Origin of the sequence: Siminovitchia terrae (assembly GCF_003605405.2) — a bacterium.
GTDB lineage: Bacteria > Bacillota > Bacilli > Bacillales > Bacillaceae_C > Siminovitchia > Siminovitchia terrae.
This window is the reverse complement of the sequence record NZ_QYTW02000011.1, coordinates 119501-141235: the sequence shown is the minus strand read 5'-3', so window position 1 is coordinate 141235 and position 21735 is coordinate 119501. Positions and strand designations below refer to the sequence as shown.

General features: G+C 42.8%; 19 protein-coding genes and 1 riboswitch. All 19 genes read left to right on the top strand.

Annotated features, from left to right (window positions below):
* Positions 1-999 precede the first annotated feature (999 nt).
* The 19 genes from D5F11_RS12720 to pcrB all read left to right on the top strand — a co-directional run bounded on the left by D5F11_RS12720 (position 1000) and on the right by pcrB (position 21694).
* Positions 1000-1542: a DUF2179 domain-containing protein gene (locus D5F11_RS12720; protein WP_120116561.1), complete on the top strand. Its 543-nt coding sequence runs from the start codon at positions 1000-1002 to the stop codon at positions 1540-1542.
* On the top strand, positions 1542-1736 hold the full coding sequence (locus D5F11_RS12715) for an NETI motif-containing protein (RefSeq protein WP_120116564.1): 195 nt from the start codon (positions 1542-1544) through the stop codon (positions 1734-1736). The genes D5F11_RS12720 and D5F11_RS12715 overlap by 1 nt, the downstream gene beginning before the upstream one ends.
* Before the next feature lie 69 nt (positions 1737-1805).
* Positions 1806-1906, top strand: a riboswitch (purine riboswitch).
* Positions 1907-2208: 302 nt separating this feature from the next.
* Positions 2209-2697 (top strand): 5-(carboxyamino)imidazole ribonucleotide mutase, encoded by a 489-nt coding sequence (purE, locus tag D5F11_RS12710; protein WP_120116567.1) that lies wholly within the window; start codon positions 2209-2211, stop codon positions 2695-2697.
* Positions 2684-3811: a 5-(carboxyamino)imidazole ribonucleotide synthase gene (gene purK, locus D5F11_RS12705; RefSeq protein WP_120116569.1), complete on the top strand. Its 1128-nt coding sequence runs from the start codon at positions 2684-2686 to the stop codon at positions 3809-3811. Before purE ends, purK begins: the two co-directional genes overlap by 14 nt.
* Before the next feature lie 24 nt (positions 3812-3835).
* Positions 3836-5131 (top strand): adenylosuccinate lyase, encoded by a 1296-nt coding sequence (purB, locus tag D5F11_RS12700; RefSeq protein ID WP_120116572.1) that lies wholly within the window; start codon positions 3836-3838, stop codon positions 5129-5131.
* Between the two features lie 29 nt (positions 5132-5160).
* Complete coding sequence (gene purS, locus D5F11_RS12695) at positions 5161-5415, top strand: phosphoribosylformylglycinamidine synthase subunit PurS (protein WP_120116574.1); 255 nt, start codon at positions 5161-5163, stop codon at positions 5413-5415.
* Positions 5412-6098 carry a phosphoribosylformylglycinamidine synthase subunit PurQ gene (purQ, locus tag D5F11_RS12690; RefSeq protein WP_120116576.1) on the top strand — a complete coding sequence of 229 codons (687 nt, stop codon included), beginning with the start codon at positions 5412-5414 and terminating at the stop codon, positions 6096-6098. Before purS ends, purQ begins: the two co-directional genes overlap by 4 nt.
* Entirely contained in the window at positions 6082-8307 is a 2226-nt protein-coding gene (gene purL / locus D5F11_RS12685) for a phosphoribosylformylglycinamidine synthase subunit PurL (RefSeq protein ID WP_120116579.1), read from the top strand. The genes purQ and purL overlap by 17 nt, the downstream gene beginning before the upstream one ends.
* Before the next feature lie 20 nt (positions 8308-8327).
* Positions 8328-9701, top strand: coding sequence for an amidophosphoribosyltransferase (purF, locus tag D5F11_RS12680; RefSeq protein ID WP_221768454.1), 1374 nt, complete (start codon positions 8328-8330; stop codon positions 9699-9701).
* A 518-nt stretch (positions 9702-10219) separates the two neighbouring features.
* A complete protein-coding gene (purM, locus tag D5F11_RS12675) occupies positions 10220-11263 on the top strand; it encodes a phosphoribosylformylglycinamidine cyclo-ligase (protein WP_120116585.1) in 1044 nt (347 codons plus the stop codon).
* Positions 11260-11829 carry a phosphoribosylglycinamide formyltransferase gene (purN, locus tag D5F11_RS12670; RefSeq protein WP_120116587.1) on the top strand — a complete coding sequence of 190 codons (570 nt, stop codon included), beginning with the start codon at positions 11260-11262 and terminating at the stop codon, positions 11827-11829. Before purM ends, purN begins: the two co-directional genes overlap by 4 nt.
* A 3-nt stretch (positions 11830-11832) precedes the next feature.
* A complete protein-coding gene (purH, locus tag D5F11_RS12665; protein WP_245998194.1) occupies positions 11833-13383 on the top strand; it encodes a bifunctional phosphoribosylaminoimidazolecarboxamide formyltransferase/IMP cyclohydrolase in 1551 nt (516 codons plus the stop codon).
* Positions 13384-13404: 21 nt separating this feature from the next.
* On the top strand, positions 13405-14664 hold the full coding sequence (purD, locus tag D5F11_RS12660) for a phosphoribosylamine--glycine ligase (protein WP_120116590.1): 1260 nt from the start codon (positions 13405-13407) through the stop codon (positions 14662-14664).
* 289 nt (positions 14665-14953) lie between these two features.
* Positions 14954-15880, top strand: coding sequence for an ArsR/SmtB family transcription factor (locus D5F11_RS12655; RefSeq protein ID WP_120116593.1), 927 nt, complete (start codon positions 14954-14956; stop codon positions 15878-15880).
* Between the two features lie 16 nt (positions 15881-15896).
* Positions 15897-17129 carry an MDR family MFS transporter gene (locus D5F11_RS12650; RefSeq protein ID WP_185830673.1) on the top strand — a complete coding sequence of 411 codons (1233 nt, stop codon included), beginning with the start codon at positions 15897-15899 and terminating at the stop codon, positions 17127-17129.
* 366 nt (positions 17130-17495) lie between these two features.
* Complete coding sequence (locus D5F11_RS12645; protein WP_120116597.1) at positions 17496-19235, top strand: adenine deaminase C-terminal domain-containing protein; 1740 nt, start codon at positions 17496-17498, stop codon at positions 19233-19235.
* A 75-nt stretch (positions 19236-19310) separates the two neighbouring features.
* Entirely contained in the window at positions 19311-20291 is a 981-nt protein-coding gene (locus D5F11_RS12640) for a DUF3048 domain-containing protein (protein ID WP_185830672.1), read from the top strand.
* Positions 20292-20475: 184 nt separating this feature from the next.
* Positions 20476-20784, top strand: a complete 309-nt coding sequence (locus tag D5F11_RS12635; protein WP_120116602.1) for a YerC/YecD family TrpR-related protein — start codon at positions 20476-20478, stop codon at positions 20782-20784.
* Positions 20785-21004: 220 nt separating this feature from the next.
* Positions 21005-21694: a heptaprenylglyceryl phosphate synthase gene (pcrB, locus tag D5F11_RS12630; RefSeq protein ID WP_120116604.1), complete on the top strand. Its 690-nt coding sequence runs from the start codon at positions 21005-21007 to the stop codon at positions 21692-21694.
* The last annotated feature ends 41 nt before the right edge of the window (positions 21695-21735 follow it).

The following is a 21735-nucleotide window of genomic DNA, read 5'->3' as shown; positions in this document are numbered from 1 at the left end:
TTTCGCACGATTCGCCAGGATTTCGCACAATAACCGGTTCATAGCGAAAAACATGACCCAGAGGTTAAAATAATAACCGATTCGAAGTAAAAAACATGTTCCAGAAGGTAAAAGATGAAGAAATTCTTTTTTTCAGGCATTCGCACAATAACTTGCCGTTTTCGCACGATAATGTCCAATTTCGCACGATAAAATGAAAGATCGCACGATAAACTCGATTTTCGCACGATTCGCCCAGATTTCGCACAATAACCGGTTCGCAACAAAAAACATGACCCAGAGGTTAAAATAATAACTAGTTCGAAGTAAAAAAACATGATCCAGAATATAAAAGATGAAGAACTTCTCTTTTTTAGGCATTCGCACAATAACATGCCGTTTTCGCACGATAATGTTTAATTTCGCACGATAAAATGAAAAATCGCACGATAAACTCGATTTTCGCACGATTCGCCCAGATTTCGCACAATAACCGGTTCGCAACAAAAAACATGACCCAGAGGTTAAAATAATAACTAGTTCGAAGTAAAAAAACATGATCCAGAATATAAAAGATGAAGAACTTCTCTTTTTTAGGCATTCGCACAATAACATGCCGTTTTCGCACGATAATGTTTAATTTCGCACGATAAAATGAAAAATCGCACGATAAACTCGATTTTCGCACGATTCGCCCAGATTTCGCACAATAACCGGTTCGCAACAAAAAACATGATCTAGAGGCTAAAAAATAACCGGTTCGCACCCAAAAACATGAACCAGAGTCCAAAACAAGAACGGTTGCATTCTAAAAACTGGAGTCCGACACTAAGTTCGCACTCCTAAACTCGAGCCACAGACAAATCAAACACACAAATCGTGCAATCCAGCTAAATCTCCCATTTTTCACCCTTCCACCCCAAAAAGATAAAGGATTTTCAGATAATACTATTAAATATGAAAACGGGTTAAAATCCTTTATAATTGTGTCAGGTTTAATAAGAAAGGATGGGGCCCTCAATGTTAGAGAACAGCTTGGTAATGGTTGCCATTATTTTTATCATCAATGTTGTCTATGTTTCTTTTTTTACGATCCGAATGATTTTGACTTTAAAGGGATACCGGTATGTTGCAGCGGTTGTCAGCATGATAGAAATTGTTATTTACGTCGTGGGCCTCGGGCTGGTGCTGGATAACCTGAATCAAATTCAAAATCTCATTGCCTATGCTGTAGGTTACGGTACGGGGGTAATTGTAGGTACAAAAATCGAAGAAAAGCTGGCGCTTGGATACATAACCGTGAATGTCATTACAAAAGAATATGATAGAGATCTTCCGAAACAGCTTCGGGACAAGGGGTATGGAGTAACAAGCTGGGCTGCTCATGGGCTCGAAGGAGAGCGAATGGCCATGCAGGTGCTAACGCCGAGAAAATATGAATTAAAGCTGTATCAGCTCATCAAGGAATTGGATCCGAAGGCTTTTATCATTGCCTATGAACCGAAAACTATTTATGGCGGCTTCTGGGTAAAATCTGTGAAGAAAGGAAAGCTTCCTCATTGATGTCCGCGAAAAAAAGGTTTGCTGTTGAAGAAAACGAAACGATTAGTGAATGTTTAGCAAGAATGGAACGGGAAGGATACAAGCCTGTTCGAAGAATCGAAAAGCCTGTATTTATAGAAGAAAAGAAAAAAGGAAAAATTGAATATAAGCCAGTCTCTCAAAAGATTATTTTTGAAGGAATAAAAGTCACCTAAATCCGAACATTAACAAATAAGAATTATTCATCGTTCGATTATTGTTTGACATCGATACGCTGGATTGTTAAAATTATATTGTTAAAGCCTCATATATCATGGGGATAAGGCCCATAAGTTTCTACCCAATTACCGTAAATAATTGGACTATGAGGAAAGTGGGATTTGGGAAATATGATTGTGCATGAACTCCCGGATAATCTGCTTTCTTTTCAAAAGAGAGTAGTTTATCCGGTTTTTGATTTTATCTGGCTCCGACGCTGAGGAAGTATAGTGCAATGAAGGCGAAGCGATAGGACCCGCTGCCTGAGCCAGCAGAGTCCCCATCAGCTCAAGATTTTCCAATCGTTTCAGAAGGCAAAAAACGTCATCAGAAGTGTTCGGCTTTGGCTGATAAGAGCAGGGACTCACTTCCTTATCTTAGGTGCTTGTACTTTTCTTTTAAAAAAACAGAGGCGGAGGGTTTTATTTTATGAAGGCCGAAGTCGGAATTATTATGGGTAGTACATCTGACTGGGAAACAATGAAGCATGCTTGTGACATTTTAGATGAGCTTGAAGTTCCTTATGAAAAAAAGGTCGTATCTGCGCACAGAACACCAGATTTGATGTTTGAATATGCGGAAGCGGCTAAAGAAAAAGGGTTAAAAGTCATTATTGCCGGTGCTGGCGGAGCGGCGCACTTACCAGGAATGGTCGCAGCAAAAACTCTGGTTCCCGTTATTGGTGTTCCGGTTGAATCAAGAGCTTTGAAAGGAATGGATTCATTATTATCCATTGTTCAAATGCCAGGAGGTGTTCCAGTGGCAACCGTTGCCATTGGAAGGGCAGGGGCTACAAACGCAGGCCTTCTCGCAGCACAAATGTTAGCGACGGATAATGATGCCCTTTATAAAAAACTTACAAACAGAAAAGATGCTTTAAAAGAAAAAGTTTTAGGAAGCAGTGATGAGCTTGTCTAAAGTGATACAACCGGGGAGTACGATCGGAATTATTGGCGGAGGGCAATTGGGGCGTATGATGGCATTGGCTGCAAAGCATGCGGGGTTTAAGATTGCAGTTGTGGAACCATCCCCCTATTCACCCACGGGGCAAGTGGCAGATGAAGAAATCATTGCTCCTTATGATGACAAGGATGCCCTTTTAAAGCTTGCCTCTGTCAGTGATGTGATCACCTATGAATTTGAAAATGTTGACTATGAAGCACTCAAATGGCTGACGGAAAAAGCATATGTGCCGCAGGGAGCCGAGCTAATCAGAATCACTCAGGACCGTATTTTGGAAAAACAGGCATTGACCGATGCTGGAGTGGACGTTGCTCCTTATGCAGTCATTCACAACGAAGAGGATCTTTATAAAGCAATGGATCATATCGGTTTTCCAAGTGTATTAAAAACTTCCCGTGGAGGATATGACGGAAAAGGTCAATATGTCTTACGCGGGACCCTAGATGCCAAGGAAGCTGCATCGCTGTTAAAAAACGGGCCGTGTGTGCTAGAAGCATGGGTTCCATTTGAAAAAGAAATTTCAGTCATCATGACAAGAGGTATAAATGGAGACCTTGAGTGTTTTCCAGTTGGAGAAAATATTCACGTGAACAATATCTTGCATGAAACCATTGTTCCTGCCAAGGTATCCGAAAACGTTGTGAAAGATGCGGAACAATTGGCTGAAAAGATAGCCGAGCACTTAAATTTGGTCGGAACGCTGGCTGTGGAAATGTTTTTGACCAAAGATGAAAAAATTTATGTGAATGAGCTAGCACCACGTCCACACAATTCGGGACATTACTCGATCGAAGCATGTAACATTTCGCAGTTTGGCCAACATATCCGGGCGGTTTGCGGCTGGCCTCTTATGAAGTCAAGATTATTGGAGCAGGCTGTGATGGTGAATGTGCTAGGTCAGCATGTGGAAGGTATCATCGAGCAAATTCCGCAGCAACCGGATTGGAATGTACATTTTTACGGAAAAGAAGAAGCGAAAGTGAACCGAAAAATGGGACATATCACGATACTCACTGCCGACATGGATAAAACCCTGGAAGAGCTGCGTGGAAATGAGATTTGGAAATAGCTTGAAAAGAGAGGGTTTCTGACAATGATTGAACGGTATACAAGGCCTGAAATGGGAGCTGTTTGGAAAGAAAAGAACAGGTATAAGGCATGGCTGGAAGTCGAGATTCTGGCGTGTGAAGCCTGGGCTGAGTTCGGGGAGATTCCCAAGGAAGACGTTAAAAAAATCCGTGAAAAAGCTGGATTCGACGTTGACCGGATTAAAGAGATCGAACTGGAGACAAGGCATGATGTTGTAGCTTTCACAAGAGCTGTCTCAGAAACGCTTGATGAAGAACGGAAATGGATTCACTACGGATTGACATCTACGGATGTCGTGGATACGGCCCTTTCTTATCTATTAAAGCAGGCCAATACAATCATCAGGAAAGATCTCGAGAACTTTATCAATATTTTACGTGAAAAAGCAATTGAGCATAAAGATACGGTTATGATGGGGAGAACGCACGGAGTTCACGCGGAACCGACAACATTCGGATTAAAGTTGGCCCTCTGGTATGAAGAAATGAAACGAAATCTGGAGAGGTTCAATCAAGCAGCAGCGGGAGTCGAATTCGGAAAAATTTCCGGAGCTGTCGGAACTTATGCGAACATTGATCCTTTTATAGAAAAATTTGTTTGTGAAAAGCTGGGGCTCCAGCCAGCACCACTTTCAATGCAAACTTTACAGCGTGACCGCCATGCTCACTATATGGGCGTCCTCGCGCTGATTGCAACATCCATTGAAAAATTCGCGGTTGAAATCCGCGGTTTGCAAAAAAGTGAGACACGTGAAGTAGAAGAATTTTTTGCAAAAGGACAAAAAGGATCTTCTGCCATGCCTCATAAACGCAATCCGATCGCATCGGAAAACATGGCCGGAATGGCTCGCGTTATAAGAGGCTACATGGTGACAGCATATGATAATGTTCCTTTGTGGCATGAGCGCGACATTTCGCATTCATCCGCTGAAAGAATTATTCTGCCGGATGCAACCATCGCTTTGAATTATATGCTGAATCGTTTTGGCAACGTTGTGAAAAACTTGACAGTCTATCCTGAAAATATGAAAAGAAATATGGATCGGACACTTGGATTGATTTTTTCACAGCAAGTGTTGCTAATGTTGATTGATAAGGGGCTTTCCCGTGAAGAGGCGTATGATACCGTACAGCCTAAGGCCATGGAGGCATGGGAAAAACAAGTCTCATTCAAAACGTTGATCGAAGAGGATGCAACTATTCAAAAGCTGCTTTCCCAAGATGAAATTGATGCATGTTTTGACCCGAGGTATCACTTGAAACACGTTGATACAATATTTGAACGTCTTGGATTGAACTAAAACTCGCGAAAGCGAAAGGAGAAATGAAGATGTATAAAGTGAAGGTATTTGTAACATTGAAGGAAAGTGTCATCGATCCTGAAGGGGCGGCGGCAACAAAGGAACTGAAGAATTCTAATTTTCCTGAAGTTGAAAATGTCCGTGTTGGGAAATATGTCGAATTGACTATCGACAAAACCGACAAAAATGTGGAAGAAGCAGTCCATGAAATGTGCAAAAACCTTCTTGTAAATACGGAAGTTGAAGATTACCGCTTTGAAATCGAGGAGGCGGCTGCAAAGTGAAAATCGCGATAGTCGTTTTTCCAGGTACAACATGTGAATCTGATTTATACGAAGCGGTTAGGCAGACGACCGGAGAAGAAGCGAAGTATGTCCGTCATGATGTAGCAAGTCTTGAAGGCTATGATGCTGTTCTAATCCCAGGAGGAGCGTCATACGGTGATGCCATCCGGCCGGGAGCGATTGCCAAAAGGCAGCCTGTCATGAAAGAAATCATTAAAGCGGCCGAGGCTGGTAAGCCTGTTCTCGGAATTGGAAATGGATTTCAAATTCTACTTGAAGCAGGATTGCTTCCTGGTACGCTGCTTACAAATGAAAGGTTGAAATTTGTTTGTAAGCCAGTCAAGCTTCAGGTGGCGAACAATGACTCTACATTCACTTCACTTTATAAAAATGGGGAAACCATTTCACTGCCTGTTGCACATAAAAAGGGTTGTTTTTACTGCAGTGAAACAGAATTGAAAAAGCTGCGAGACAACAATCAAATCATCTTCACCTATACATCTGAAAATCCAAATGGCAGTATGGCTGACATTGCCGGCATTGCAAATGAAAAAGGAAATGTCCTTGGCTTGATGCCACACCCTGAAAGAGCTGTAGATGAACTATTAGGCAGCGCTGCCGGAGTGAAATTGTTCAAATCAATTGTACAAAACTGGAGGGAAACAAATGTCACAAATGCTTGAGCCAAATCCATCCGAGATTAAAGAACAAAAGATCTATCAAGAGATGGGCTTGTCAGACGAAGAGTTCGAACTTGCAGAAAAAATGCTTGGAAGAACGCCGAACTACACGGAAACAGGACTTTTTTCCGTCATGTGGTCTGAGCATTGCAGCTATAAGAGCTCCAAGCCTGTGCTGAAAAAGTTCCCGACAGAAGGTAAGCAAGTTCTACAAGGGCCAGGAGAAGGTGCTGGAATCGTGGACATCGGCGATAACCAGGCGGTTGTTTTCAAAATTGAGAGCCACAACTCTCCTTCGGCTGTTGAACCATATGAAGGAGCGGCAACTGGCGTCGGCGGAATTGTCCGTGATGTGTTTTCGATGGGTGCCCGTCCAATTGCGGCTATGAACTCTTTAAGGTTTGGTGAATTGGATTCACCAAGGGTTCGCTACCTGCTTGAGCAGGCAGTAGCGGGAATTGCTGATTATGGAAACTCACTTGGTGTTCCGACAGTAGGCGGAGAGATTCAATTTGACCCTGCATATGAAAGAAATCCTCTTGTCAACGCAATGGTAGTGGGTCTGCTTAACCATGAAGACATGCAAAAAGGCCAAGCTAAAGGTGTTGGTAACACTGTTATGTACGTAGGCGCTGCGACTGGCCGTGACGGTATTCACGGAGCTACTTTTTCCTCAGTGGAACTGTCTGAGGATGAAAACGAAGAACGCGCAGCGGTACAGGCAGGAGACCCTTTTACAGAGAAGTTGTTGATGGATGCTTGCTTGGAGCTCGTAAAATCAGATGCTTTAATCGGAATCCAGGATATGGGTGCAGCCGGATTGACAAGCTCCTCTGCTGAAATGGCAAGTAAGGCGGGTTATGGTGTTGAAATGAATCTTGATCTGATTCCTCAGCGTGAAGAGAATATGACTGCCTATGAAATGATGCTGTCTGAATCACAGGAACGGATGCTCATTGTAATCAAAAAAGGACGTGAGCAGGAAATTATCGACCTGTTTGCAAATTACGATTTGGAAGCTGTAGCTGTTGGCCATGTAACGGATGATAAAATGCTCCGCCTTCTTCATAAGGGACAGGTTGTGGCAGAAGTACCAGCAGATGCCCTTGCAGAAGAAGCTCCAGTTTATCATAAAACATCTGAGGTTCCGGCATATTTTCAGGAATATCAGGAGATGGAAATTGATATTCCAGAAGTAAATGACTACGAGGATACGCTCCTTCAGCTTTTACAACAACCGACAGTTGCCAGCAAAGAGTGGGTTTACCGCCAATTTGACCATCAAGTAGGTTCCAATACTGTCGTTACTCCTGGGTCAGACGCAGCAGTTGTTAGAATTCCTGGAACGAATAAGGGAATCGCAATTACAACGGATTGTAATTCTCGCTACATTTATCTTGATCCAGAAACAGGTGGAAAAATTGCAGTAGCGGAAGCGGCAAGAAATGTTGTGTGTTCTGGTGCTGAGCCGCTTGCAATTACAGACGGCTTAAACTTCGGAAGTCCAGACAAGCCAGAGATTTTCTGGCAGATTGAAAAATCCGCAGAAGGAATCGGTGAAGCCTGTCTTGCGCTAAACAGCCCAGTCATCGGGGGAAATGTTTCTCTCTATAATGAAAAAGGCGGAAAAGCGATTTATCCAACGCCAATTATTGGTATGGTCGGCTTGATTCCGGACCTTGCACATGCAACTACACAGTCATTCAAAGAAGCAGGTGACTTGGTATATATTCTAGGAGAAGCGAAGCCTGAATTTGGCGGAAGTGAGCTTCAGAAATTGGTTCACGGCGATATTTTCGGAAAAGCCCCTTCAATTGATCTGACAGTTGAGGTTGAAAGACAGAAGCAGATTCTTGCAGCAATTCGGGGAGGCCTTGTATCTTCTGCCCATGATATTTCGGAAGGCGGAGCAGCTGTAGCCCTTTCTGAATGCTTGTTTGGTACAAAAGGACTTGGAGTGGAAGTGACTTTTGCCGGAGATAAAACGACAGCATTATTCTCTGAAACACAATCTCGTTTTATCCTTTCGATCAAGAAGGAAAATCAGGCGGCGTTTGAAGAAATCGTGAGTGATGCAACTTTGATTGGTGAAGTGACAGACAACGCAGAATTAGTCATCCTTAATGAAGATAAAGAGCTATTGATCAAATCCGACAGCAGAAAGATGGAAGAGGCTTGGAAGGGAGCTATCCCGTCTCTGCTGAATAAATAAGCATAAATGAGGTATGCAGTGTGTTTGGAATATGGGGTCACCCTGATGCAGCCAGAATGACATATTATGGTCTGCACAGTCTACAGCATAGAGGGCAAGAAGGCGCCGGAATTGTTGTAACAGACGGAAAGCGCATGAAAGGCATAAAAGGAGATGGGCTCGTCAACGACGTTTTTGACGAAAAGAAGCTTGACAGCCTCAAAGGCGCCGGAGCGATTGGCCATGTTAGATATACAGGAAAGAGCGGTATTGAAAATATCCAGCCGCTTCTCTTCCATTCCTCAAGTGGAAGTCTTGCTCTTTCACATACGGGAAATTTGATCAATGCAAATGATTTAAGGCACCAATTGGAAATGCAAGGAAGTATTTTTCAAACAAATACAGATACGGAAGCACTTGCGCATCTGATTAAACGCAGTGGGTACCTGGCACTGAAAGACAAGGTGAAAAATGCACTTTCAATGGTGAAAGGTGCATACGCCTTAATCGTATTAACTGAAAATGAATTGATTATTGCACAGGATCCGAACGGATTACGGCCGCTTTCCATAGGAAAAGTGGGAGATGCCTATTGTGTTGCATCGGAAACGTGTGCCTACGATTTGATTGGAGCGGAGTACATTCGCGATGTTGAACCTGGGGAATTGATCATCATCAATGATGAAGGTTTGCATGAAGAGCGCTTTACGCTTTCAGGCTCCCATTCCATATGTACAATGGAATATGTTTATTTTTCGAGACCAGATAGCGACATACGTGGAATCAACATCCATACGGCTAGAAAGAATCTTGGAAAGCAGCTCGCAATTGAAGCAAATATCGAAGGTGACGTTGTAACCGGAGTCCCGGATTCAAGTATTTCCTCCGCTATCGGCTTTGCGGAAACCGCTGGTATTCCATACGAGCTTGGATTGATTAAAAACAGGTATGTTGGAAGAACTTTTATCAAACCAACACAGGAGCTTCGCGAGCAGGGAGTCAAAATGAAATTGTCCCCTGTCCGCAAGGTAGTTGAAGGAAAGCGTGTCATCATGGTCGATGATTCAATCGTACGTGGTACGACAAGCCGACGAATTGTACGAATGTTAAAAGAAGCTGGTGCGACAGAGGTTCATGTTTGTATCAGTTCTCCGCCAATGACGAATCCATGCTTTTATGGCATTGATGTTTCTACTCATGAAGAACTGATTGCTTCCAACCATAGCGTGGAAGAAATCCGAGAGATCATTGGAGCCGATTCACTCACATTCCTGAGCGTCGATGGAATGATGAAGTCAATCGGAAGAGAAGACCTTGGTAAAAACTGTGGTCAGTGTATGGCCTGCTTTACGGGTGAATACCCAACCGAAATCTACCCAGATACGCCATTGCCATACGAAAAAGAGATGGAATAAAGAAGCGTAGGGCGACGTTAAGCGGCGTACAGACTGGACGCCTCCTGACGAGATAAAGGAAACACGGTGAAGCCAAAGGCGAGCCGATGTTGACTTATCGTAGGAAGGAGAAGGAAGTCTGCTAGTCGCTGGAGCCCGAAGCTGGCCAGAAGAAAAGCGTAGGTGTCTTGATTAGCCCCGACAAGCATAAGACGATTCCCGAGGAGGCAGTACTTCAGCCACCACAGGGAATGGGCTTATGACCTCGAGGGGCTAGACACCGGAGCTAGACAGTAGAAAAGCGTAGGGCGACGGTTAAGCGGCGTACAGACTGGACATAGAAAAGCGGTTCGCACAATTATTTAAGATATCGCACGATAATCTCGATTTTCGCACGATTATTTGGAATATCGCACAATAAATCCAAATATCGCACGATTATCCAGGATTTCGCACAATTCATGATACATTAGATTTAAAAAAGGCGGCGAAACATTCGCCGCCACTTGATTGTAAAAACGTGATAGGAGGCAATAAGTATGGCTGATGCCTACCAAAGAGCCGGAGTTAATATTGAAGCTGGCTACGAAGCGGTTGAGAAAATAAAGAAGCATGTGAAACGGACGAACAGGACCGGTGTCATGGGACAACTGGGAGGATTTGGCGGTGCGTTTGATTTATCAGAAATGAATATGAAGGAGCCTGTCCTCATTTCTGGTACAGATGGTGTCGGAACAAAGCTGATGCTTGCTTTCATGCTGGACAAACACGATACAATCGGCATTGATTGTGTGGCCATGTGTGTGAATGATGTCGTTGTCCAAGGAGCAGAGCCTCTTTATTTTCTCGACTATATTGCTTGCGGGAAGGCAGTTCCGGATAAAATTGAGCAGATTGTCAAGGGAATCGCGGACGGCTGCGAAATGGCTGGATGTGCTCTGATTGGCGGAGAGACTGCAGAAATGCCCGGAATGTACAAGGAAGATGAATATGATCTTGCCGGTTTTACAGTGGGTGCTTGCGAAAAGTCCCAATTAATTAATGGAGAGAATATTAATGACGGGGATGTGCTAATCGGTCTTGCTTCAAGTGGGATCCACAGCAACGGCTATTCACTTGTCCGTAAAGTCTTCTTCGGAGAAAATCAATTCTCCCTTGATGAAAAATTGCCGGAATTGAACGGTCCGCTTGGAGAAGAACTGCTTACACCTACACGCATCTATGTGAAACAGGTTATTTCCGCACTTCGGGAGTTTGAAATCAAAGGGATGGCTCATATTACTGGCGGCGGTTTTATTGAAAACATTCCAAGAATGCTTCCGGAAGGTCTGGGAGCCGAAGTGAAAGAAGGCTCTTGGCCTATTCTTCCTATCTTTGAAGCTTTGGAAAAATATGGGAAGCTTCAGACAGAGGAAATGTATAATATTTTCAATATGGGAATTGGTCTTGTCTTGGCTGTAGATCCAGACGATGCTGACGAAGCCATCCGCTTCTTCATTGAGAAGGGCGATAAAGCTTATAAGATTGGCACTGTCATTAAAGGAGAAGGCGTACAATTTACAGGGGCAGGTACACAACAGTGAAAAAGATAGCAGTGTTTGCATCAGGGAACGGCAGTAATTTTCAAGCTATCCATGACGCAGTTGAATCTGGAAAGCTCCGGGCGGAAATAAAATTGCTTGTCTGTGACAGGCCAGGTGCTTTCGTCGTGGAAAGGGCTAGGAAAGCTGGGGTGCCTGTTCTGGAATTCAGTCCAAAGCAGTATGCATCCAAAGTGGAGTTTGAAACGATGCTCCATGAAGAACTCCAAAATAATCATGTGGACTATATCGTATTGGCCGGATATATGCGTTTGATTGGGTCAGTGCTTCTTGAAAACTATCCTGAAAAAATCATCAATATTCATCCATCGCTGTTGCCTGCTTTTCCGGGCGTTGATGCGATAGGCCAGGCAGTAGCCGCAGGTGTGAAAGTGACAGGAGTCACGATTCACTTTGTGGATGAAGGAATGGATACAGGGCCGATCATTGCTCAGAAGGCCCTCGAAATTCAGGACGGATCGACTGAAGATGAAGTTGCACAACAGGTTCACAAAATTGAACATGAATTTTATCCCGAAACGCTTGATAAGCTGTTTGAAGGAAAATGATAAATGGAAGGTGCTGCAAGAATGAAACGAGCGCTCATCAGTGTGTCAGATAAAAGCGGAGTCGTCGACTTTGCGAAGGAATTAATCGATTTAGGATTTGAAATTTTATCAACTGGCGGAACGAAAAAAATGCTGGAAGAGAACAATCTGCCTGTAACGGCTGTTGACGAGGTGACAGGCTTTCCAGAAATCTTGGAAGGTCGTGTCAAAACACTTCATCCTTTCATTCACGGAGGATTACTAGCCAAAAAGAATGATCCATCCCATATGGCTCAGCTAGAAGAACAGGGAATTAAGGGAATTGATGTGGTTTGCGTCAATCTGTATCCGTTCCAGAAAACGATCGAAAAACCCGGTGTAACCGTCGAAGATGCGATCGAGAATATTGATATCGGTGGTCCCGCGATGCTTCGTGCTTCTGCTAAAAACCACGAAAGTGTCGCTGTTATCGTCGATGCTACGGATTATGGGCAGGTCTTAAATGAACTTCGCTCAAACGGGAATGTTTCGCTTGAAACAAGAAGAAAGCTTGCAGCAAAGGTATATCGACACACAGCATCTTATGATGCATTAATTGCGGAATACATGACAAACCTGGCAGGAGAAGAGCAGCCAGAAAGAGTCACATTTACTTATGAATTGAAACAATCGTTGAGATACGGAGAAAATCCGCATCAAAAAGCGACTTTTTATGAAAAACCACTTGGTTCGAAGTTTTCCATTGCGCGTGCCAAGCAGCTCCATGGAAAAGAACTATCTTTTAACAATATTCGCGATGCCGATGCAGCACTTCAGATTGTAAAAGAATTCGGCGAACCTGCTGCAGTAGCGGTCAAACACATGAACCCTTGTGGCGTCGGAACAGGTGAAAATGCTGCGGATGCTTTTTCAAAAGCGTATGAGGCTGATCCGACTTCCATTTTTGGTGGAATCATTGCATTCAACCGCGAAGTGGACGGAAGTGCTGCAAATATCCTGAAAGAAATTTTCTTGGAAATCATCATTGCACCTTCTTTTACAGAAGAAGCACTGAACATCTTAACAACCAAGAAAAATATCCGTCTGTTAACGATTTCTTTTGATGAAAAAAATGCTCCGGAAAAAGTTCTTACATCTATTGAAGGCGGATTGCTGCTACAAGATCAGGATGCCCTTGGATTTGATGATGCAGAGCTTACAATTCCGACAAAGCGCAAGCCGTCCGAAGAGGAAATGGAAGCCTTGAAGCTGGCATGGAAAGTGGTCAAGCATGTGAAGTCAAATGCCATCGTTGTTGCAGATGAAGCGATGACTCTTGGTGTCGGAGCGGGCCAGATGAACCGTGTTGGTGCGGCTAAAATAGCGATCGAGCAGGCAGGGGAAAGAGCGAGAGGCGCTGTACTTGCATCAGATGCTTTCTTCCCGATGAGTGATACAGTGGAAGAAGCAGCAAAAGCAGGTATTGCGGCTATCATCCAGCCTGGGGGATCTATCCGCGATGAAGATTCAATCAAAGCGGCGGATGAACATGGAATCGCTATGGTATTTACTGGCGTGCGTCATTTTAAACACTAAAACAATGGATGGTGAATTTCTTTGAAAGTGTTAGTTGTTGGCGGAGGCGGAAGAGAACACGCCATCTGTAAAAAATTGAAAGAAAGCAAGCAGGTGACGGAAGTCTTCTGTGCACCGGGGAATGCAGGTATTGCCGAAGATGCAACCGTAGTGCCAATTAAAGAAACAGCTTTTGCAGATTTGAGCGATCTGGCAAAAGAAGAGAAGATTGACTTGACTATTGTCGGACCTGAAGTGCCGCTAAATGCTGGGATCGTCGATGAATTTGAATCAGCAGGTCTGAAAATTTTCGGTCCAAGGAAAAATGCTGCGATTATCGAAGGAAGCAAATCCTTTGCAAAGGATTTAATGAAAAAATACAAGATTCCAACCGCTGCCTATGAAACTTTCCATTCATACGAGGAAGCGAAAGCTTACGTCGACAAACAAGGAGCCCCAATTGTCATCAAGGCGGACGGGCTTGCTGCAGGAAAAGGCGTTGTTGTAGCCATGACACTCGAAGAGGCACATGCGGCATTGAAAGATATGCTGCTGGATGAAAAATTCGGTGAATCATCCGCAAGTGTTGTGATTGAGGAATTTTTGGAAGGCGAAGAGTATTCGCTAATGGCTTTTGTCAACGGGGACAAAGTCTATCCGATGGTCATCGCGCAAGACCACAAACGAGCTTTTGACGGAGATCAAGGTCCTAATACAGGCGGAATGGGGGCCTATTCACCTGTCCCTCATATTCCAGCTGGCGAAGTTGAGCAGGCTGTAAAGGACATTTTGATTCCGACAGCCAATGCTATGATTGAAGAAGGAAGACCGTTCACCGGAATTTTATATGCCGGCTTGATTTTAACAAAAGATGGTTCCAAAACGATTGAATTCAATGCGCGGTTCGGAGACCCTGAAACACAGGTCGTACTTGAACGTCTTGACAGTGATTTGGCTGTACTTGTAAATGATATTCTTGATGGGAAAGAGCCTGCCATTGAGTGGTCGGACGAGGCAGTGATCGGAGTTGTTTATGCATCCAACGGTTATCCCGGCGATTATGAAAAAGGATTAGCGCTTCCTGATTTGAAAGAATTGGATCCTTCCATTAAGGTGTTCCATGCGGGAACAGCAGCGGGAAATGAAGAAAGGACGTATGTTTCCAACGGCGGCCGCCTGCTTCTTCTTGCAGCTAAGGGGGCGGACATTGCTGCTGCTTCTGAGAACGTATATAAGGAAATGACTAAACTCAACAGCGACCATTTCTTTTACCGGAAAGATATTGGATATAAAGCTTTATAAGAATCAACTCCTGCCTGCGGGCGGGAGTTTTTTTATGGGAGAGAAGGCCTTAGTGGAATAGTCCAAAGGGTGAAGGGCAAGGTTACTATGAAGAATTTATAGCGCCTAGTTATGCGGCAAAGAGTGGAGAAGTCTATGAAGGACTTTATGGAAACCAGGTAAATCAATCTTTTCACACAGGTGGGATTTGTCGAAAGTTAGTGGTCTGCGTTTTCACATGGTTCGTGTATAATAGAACTAATTTCTAGTTCTCTTTTTATCGAACAAAATAGATGAAAGGAAGGCGATTATGAGATATCAACTGGTTATTGATTTTTCACCTGTATACGAGTTAATTAACAGTCTCTATAAGTTTATCCATCATAAGCAAGTTAAAAATTTATACTTGCAGGATGACTGGTTTCAGGAAACGCAGCAGAAATTGGATCCGCAATTTGCTAGACAATTGGCTGATGAACGTTATGAAGTATTACATCGCATAAATTTGCTTGTTTGGCAATATAAAGGTGATCAGACGGCAGATGCATTTCTAACATGGTTGCAAAACCAACCAGCAGGAGATATTTATGAGCTCCTCTCCCCATGGGTAGATTCCATTCCGGGCAATCTTGGAGAGATCCGTGATCGCATGGTGTACCTATTAGCAAAGTGGAATGAGCAATACTTTCAAAAAATGGATTCCAATATCTTGCATTCTTTGGAAAATGATGCGGAAGAAAAGGAACGGTTGCTTACAACTCTTTCTCCAATTGATTTAATCGAAGAAGCAACAAACGGACTCAGGCTTGAAGAAACCGAAAAAGTAAAGACCGTCATTTTAACGCCGCAATATCATTATTATCCTGCTACAATTTTAGATTTCCATGAAAATATTTGTACGTGCTTATATCCATCTATGCGTGCAATGAAAGTGGCTAATGGTGAAGTTGGTGGGAAGATGTATTCTCTGGTTGCGATTACTCAAGCACTTGCGGATTCTAACCGTTTGAAAATCCTGCGTGTACTGAATCAGTATCCAGCCAATTTTGCTGAAATTCACAAACTTCTTGGATTGGCAAAAAGTACAACAAATTACCATATCTCTACATTAAGGAGAGCAGGATTGATCCGTGCTCATCACTTCGGCAGATCAACTGCACAGAAATACAGCTTGAGAACAAGTAAAATAGAAAAGCTTGGGGAGCAAATAATGGCGTTCATCAAAGGAGAAAAATAGGTAAGGGAGATACATGGTGAATAAATTTGTTCAAGCATTCAATCAGTATCATCCAATTGTTAATACATTGCTTTTGGGTACGATGATCTTAGCGATCGGAAGCAGCATTAGTATATTGTATTTCCCTCTATATTTAGTAAAGGAACAACACTTTGATCCTGTGAAAATTGCTTTAATACTAGGAATTGGATCACTAGCTGCTACGTTCAGTGGCTTTATCGCCGGTGTTGTATCGGATTTTATCGGACGAAGGAAGGTAATGTTGGGTTCTTTATACGTATCCTCCTTCATATTTTTTGGTTTTATGTTATCGAAGCAAGTATATTTCTTAATTTTGATGATGCTGTTGCAGGGAATCAGCACCTCTTTTTTTGCTCCAGCATCCAAAGCATTAGTTGCTGACTTAACAGCGGTTGATCGAAGGATGCGCGTATTCTCCATCCGTTATACGATTAATAATATCGGATACGCAATTGGTCCTTCTATCGGGGCTTATTTGTGGCTGAAAGAAACGATTGATCCATTTTTGGTCACAGGCTGTTTATATGGTGGGTATAGCCTTTTACTGCATGTATTATTAAATAAATATGGCATTAAACAGATTGAAGGGGAGCAATTGAAAGAATCGCAAACGATAAAGGGAGCTTTTCGTGTCATCAAATATGATAAGATCCTTTTCTTCTTTGTATTGGGAGGTCTCGTAAGTACGACTGTACATGGACAATGGTCTGTCACGATGCAACAGTATTTAAATGAACATTTTATGAATGGTACACTGCTTTATACTTCAGTTCTAACCGTGAACAGTGTCTGTGTCATTTTGTTTCAATACCCTATTTCGAGATGGGCCGAGCGTTTTAAGCCGCTTACGATTGTTGTTGCAGGCAGTTTTCTCTTTTCAATTGGAATGGGCGGTTTTGCATTCTCCACTGGCTGGTTTACGATGATATTATTTATGGTGATCTTTACGATTGGGGAGACGATGGTAATCCCGGCGGAGTATATGATGATTGATCATATTACACCCGATCGCTTGCGCGGAATGTATTATGGGGCCCAGAATTTGACGGGCATAGGAAATTTCTTTGGACCATTAGTTGGTGGATACTTGTTATTGCATTTTGGTGGCAGTGTGATGTTTTTAGGATTTGCACTCTTGGGAATCATAAGTATCTTCTTTTTTTGGCGTGGACAAATCATCCAAGATCATAAAAGCATGAACAAAAGGACCAATAATATCGTTTTGTAACTTTGGGGTACCATCCCTCATTGGCACGTAACATGTTTAATACTTCTCCTAATCATTATTGCCCATAATAAAATGAGAAAGTTGTAAAGTTCAAAAATTCTGAGAGTCATAATCAAGAGAAAAAAAAGATGGAATGGAAATCACAATAGCTACAAATCTCTTAAAACAGTATTGAGCAACTAGACGATGCTGGAAAAAACTCCATCGAACTGAGTATTGTGCTTCGGGCTTATTTTACTCCAAAAGAATACGCATCTCCTTTATTCACAAACTTTTTAGATTCGATTTTTAATCTTCACTGCGTTAAATTAAAAAGTATGTTAAAATTAGAAAAATCAGAGTGAACTCCCTAGGGAGGGTTGAAACTTGGAACAGAGATATAGATGGAGGAATAAAGCGATACGCGAACAGGCAGCAATTATTGATGGAAAAAAGCCGCCTGAAATTTTATTGAAAAACGCCCGCTTTTTACATTCAATGCTTCGCAGGTGGGTGGAAGGAAATATATGGATTCAAGATGATCGAATTGTGTATGCAGGTGAGGCACTCCCAATAAATACAGCGGGAACTGAAGTCGTGGACTGCACTGGGCTGACATTGGTCCCTGGTTATATTGAACCGCATGTTCATCCATTCCTTTTGTACAATCCGCAAACATTCTCACGGTACGCTGCACAGACTGGGACGACAACAACTATAAACGACAACCTTCTTCTCTTTTTACATTTACAGAAAAAGAAAGCGTTTTCTATATTGCGTAAATTCGATGAATCGCCTGTTACGATGTATTGGTGGACGCGCTATGATGCTCAAACAGAACTGAATGGAGAAGAAATTATTTTTTCAAACAGCGATGTGAAAGCTTGGCTGGAACATGACAAAGTTGTTCAAGGCGGCGAATTGAGCGGCTGGCCTCAGCTTGTGGACGGCGACGATCTCGTGTTGCATTGGATCCAAGAGACAAAACGTCTTGGTAAAAAAGTCGAAGGGCATTTTCCTGGAGCTTCCGATAGAACCCTTGCTAAGCTGATGCTCTTTGGCGCGGATTGTGACCATGAGGCAATGACTGGTGAGGATATTTACAAACGGCTTATGCAGGGCTATACCGTGTCATTAAGGCACTCTTCCATTCGACCGGATTTACCTGTCCTTTTGAAGGATATGAAAAAGATGAAATTGGATCAGTATGACTCGATGTTATTTACAACAGACGGTTCGACACCCGCTTTTTACAAACAAGGAATGATTGATGTCATGATCCGCATGGCGATTGATAGCGGCGTCCCCGCGATTGATGCTTATCAAATGGCATCTTATAATGTTGCTAGACATTATAACCTGCAGCATCTCCATGGCATGATTGGAACAGGAAGAATTGCCAATATCAACTTCCTGGAAGATGAGACTAATCCGACGCCTATTTCTGTCCTTGCAAAAGGGCAGTGGCTGAAAAAAGATGGGGAACCGATTGTCATAGACAAAGATATTCATTGGGAAGAGTATGGAATTGAGCCCTTAGTTTTGGATTGGGAAATAACGATGGATGACCTTGAATTTTCCATGCCTTTCGGGATAAAAATGATAAATAGTGTCATTACGAAGCCTTATTCCATAGCGATGGATGTTTCATTGGATGAGCTGCCGAAGGACAGTGACGAATCCTTTTTTGCACTGGTGGACAGAAAGGGAAAGTGGAGAATCAATACAATGTTAAAAGGATTTGCCACAGATGTATCGGGATTTGTTTCTTCATTTTCCACTACCGGAGATATTATTCTTATTGGAAAAAACAAGAATGATATGAGGCTTGCTTTTACAAGAATGAAAGAAATCGGCGGCGGTATTGTACTGGCTGAAAATGGATCGGTTATCCACGAGATTCGCCTCCCGCTTGCAGGTATGATGTCAAATAAAGAGCTTCCGATGCTCATAGAAGAGGAAGAAGAGTTAAGGGGTCTGCTTGCAGATAGAGGATATCCGTTTTCGGATCCTGTCTATTCCTTATTTTTCCTTTCCTCTACTCATTTGCCGTATATTCGGGTGACTCAACGAGGAATGTACGATGTAATGAATAAAACAGTACTCTTTCCAACGTTAATGCGTTAAAATAGTTGAGAGTAAGAGAATTTGAGTGAATTAGGGGATGGGATTGTGAAACTTACACGATTGGTGTTCGTGATAATGGCAACATTCACGATGTTTGTAGCAGCATGTAGTAAAAACGACTCTCAGCAGCCTGAAAAGCAGTCAGAAAAACAAGAAGGAGTAAAAACCTCGGCCCCATTGACTGGAGTGGAAGCCAAGGTAGAATCTCCCGAACGTGCAGTGGCCGTAACAATCAATAATCATCCGAAAGCGAGACCGCAAAGCGGTTTATCTCAAGCAGATATCGTATATGAGGTATTGGCTGAAGGAGATGTTACGAGATTTCTGGCCATCTTCCAAAGTGAAAAACCTGAGAATATCGGCCCGGTTCGTAGTGCAAGGCAGTATTTTATTGACTTGGCTCAAGGCTATGATGCCTTATTTATAGCTCATGGATACAGTCCGGAAGCAAAGAAGACACTGGCATCAGGAACAATTGACAATATTAACGGAATTCAGCATGACGGGACTTTGTTTAAGCGTGCAAGCTTTCGTAAAGCACCGCATAATTCCTATATTACTTTTAAAAATATCGAAAAAGGTGCGAAAGATGCCGGCTATGACTTGAGTAAAGCCCCGAAGCCTTTGAGCTTTCTCACGGATGAAGAGGCTGGAAACCTTGAAGGTGACGCAGCTTCAAACGTGAAGGTAGCATACAGCCAAAATTCAACTTTTACGGCAGAGTACAAATATGACGCTCAAAAGGAAAAATATACTCGTTCATCCGAAGGGGCGGAGACAGTTGAATACGACAACGATAAATCCGTTCTTCTTGATAATGTGATTGTTATTGAAGCAGCCCATACAACCAAGGATGAAAAAGGTAGACGGGATATTGATCTTAATTCAGGCGGAAAAGCATATGTTTTTCAAAAAGGAATCATGCAGGAAGCTGAATGGAAAAATGAAGATGGAAGAATTCTTCCATATAAAGACGGTGAGCCAATGAAATGGGTACCGGGAAAAACATGGATCAATATTGTTCCGGAAATGACGATGGTCTCATTTGGGGAATGATAAAGCTATTAGAGGAAGTTCAAGAAGTCACTAAATAATAAGCAGCAAATCTTTTCATGGGCTTGTTTCTTTGCCGCCCATGCATTTAGAAGCATACATTCCGCTGCATGTAACTTCGCCACCTCGACCTTTTTGCTTCTAATTTGGCAACTTTTTGAACACGCACTATAAAGGGGATTTTCAAATGCAGATTGAAAAGTTAAGAGGAAAAGCGCTTGATCAATTGTTTGAAGCGATTTTATCGTTAAAAGACATGGATGAGTGCTACGAATTCTTTGATGACCTTTGCACAATCAATGAAATCCAATCTTTGTCCCAGCGTCTGGAAGTAGCCAAGATGCTTCGGGAAGGAAATACTTATCAAAAAATTGAAGCCGCCACCGGTGCAAGCACAGCGACCATCTCCCGAGTCAAACGTTGCCTGAATTATGGCAATGATTCATATGAAATGGTATTAAACCGGATAGTGGAAAAAGAAAAGTCGCAGACGTGATGCTGCGGCTTTTCTAGTTTGCTGCAAATCATATTTTTGCTTAATGTAATAAGTTGATAATCACGCACTTCTTCAAATAGGCGCTACAGTTTTCAAATAGAGGGCCAAAAATTCTACCTCAATCAATTCCCCCGATCATTTCTACATATTTCATCTCGGAGTTTGCTCATTGTAATGTTATAATAGTGTACGGAATTGGAGAATGGAGGACGCGCGGCTTATGTATGATGTCACGAAATGGCGCCATGCTTTTAAATTGGATCCGAATAAAGAAATTTCATCCGAGGCGCTGGAAAGAATTTGTGAATCTGGAACGGATGCTATTATTATTGGTGGGACAGATGGAGTCACGCTGGATAATGTGTTGGATCTCATGGCAAGAGTCCGGCGTTACACAGTGCCATGCGCTTTGGAAGTGAGCAATATCGAATCCATCACACCGGGATTTGATTTATATTTTATCCCATCGGTTCTGAACAGCCGAGATGTTCGCTGGGTGAGTGGACTGCATCATGAAGCGGTTAAGGAATACGGAATATTAATCGACTGGGAAGAAATGATTGTTGAAGGATATTGTATTTTAAATGGAGACTGCAAGGCAGCGAAGCTGACGGATGCCAACACAGATTTGACAGAATCAGACGTCGTCGCCTATGCAGTGATGGCTGAAAAGATGTTTCGCATGCCGGTTTTTTATTTGGAATATAGCGGTACATACGGAGATCCGAATATCGTCCGGGCTGTAAAAGAAGAGCTTGAAGAAACGACCTTGTTTTACGGGGGCGGCATTTCGACGGCCAACCAGGCAAAAGAAATGGGGGAACATGCGGATGTTGTGATTGTCGGCAATGCCGTGTATGAAAACCTTGAAGAGGCTTTAAAAACAGTTCGAGTTGTTAAAAATAGATAATATTATTGTTATAATAAGAACAAATGTTCTTTGAGGTGGGT

Bases quoted from the DNA above. Each gene is read 5' to 3' on its own strand.
- D5F11_RS12640 (WP_185830672.1), top strand. From the start codon at position 19,311: ATGGCAACATTCACGATGTTTGTAGCAGCATGTAGTAAAAACGACTCT.
- purH (WP_245998194.1), top strand. From the start codon at position 11,833: ATGGAAGGTGCTGCAAGAATGAAACGAGCGCTCATCAGTGTGTCAGAT.
- D5F11_RS12720 (WP_120116561.1), top strand. From the start codon at position 1,000: ATGTTAGAGAACAGCTTGGTAATGGTTGCCATTATTTTTATCATCAAT.
- D5F11_RS12635 (WP_120116602.1), top strand. From the start codon at position 20,476: ATGCAGATTGAAAAGTTAAGAGGAAAAGCGCTTGATCAATTGTTTGAA.
- purM (WP_120116585.1), top strand. From the start codon at position 10,220: ATGGCTGATGCCTACCAAAGAGCCGGAGTTAATATTGAAGCTGGCTAC.
- D5F11_RS12655 (WP_120116593.1), top strand. From the start codon at position 14,954: ATGAGATATCAACTGGTTATTGATTTTTCACCTGTATACGAGTTAATT.
- purS (WP_120116574.1), top strand. From the start codon at position 5,161: ATGTATAAAGTGAAGGTATTTGTAACATTGAAGGAAAGTGTCATCGAT.
- purK (WP_120116569.1), top strand. From the start codon at position 2,684: ATGAGCTTGTCTAAAGTGATACAACCGGGGAGTACGATCGGAATTATT.
- pcrB (WP_120116604.1), top strand. From the start codon at position 21,005: ATGTATGATGTCACGAAATGGCGCCATGCTTTTAAATTGGATCCGAAT.
- purL (WP_120116579.1), top strand. From the start codon at position 6,082: ATGTCACAAATGCTTGAGCCAAATCCATCCGAGATTAAAGAACAAAAG.
- purE (WP_120116567.1), top strand. From the start codon at position 2,209: ATGAAGGCCGAAGTCGGAATTATTATGGGTAGTACATCTGACTGGGAA.
- purB (WP_120116572.1), top strand. From the start codon at position 3,836: ATGATTGAACGGTATACAAGGCCTGAAATGGGAGCTGTTTGGAAAGAA.
- D5F11_RS12715 (WP_120116564.1), top strand. From the start codon at position 1,542: ATGTCCGCGAAAAAAAGGTTTGCTGTTGAAGAAAACGAAACGATTAGT.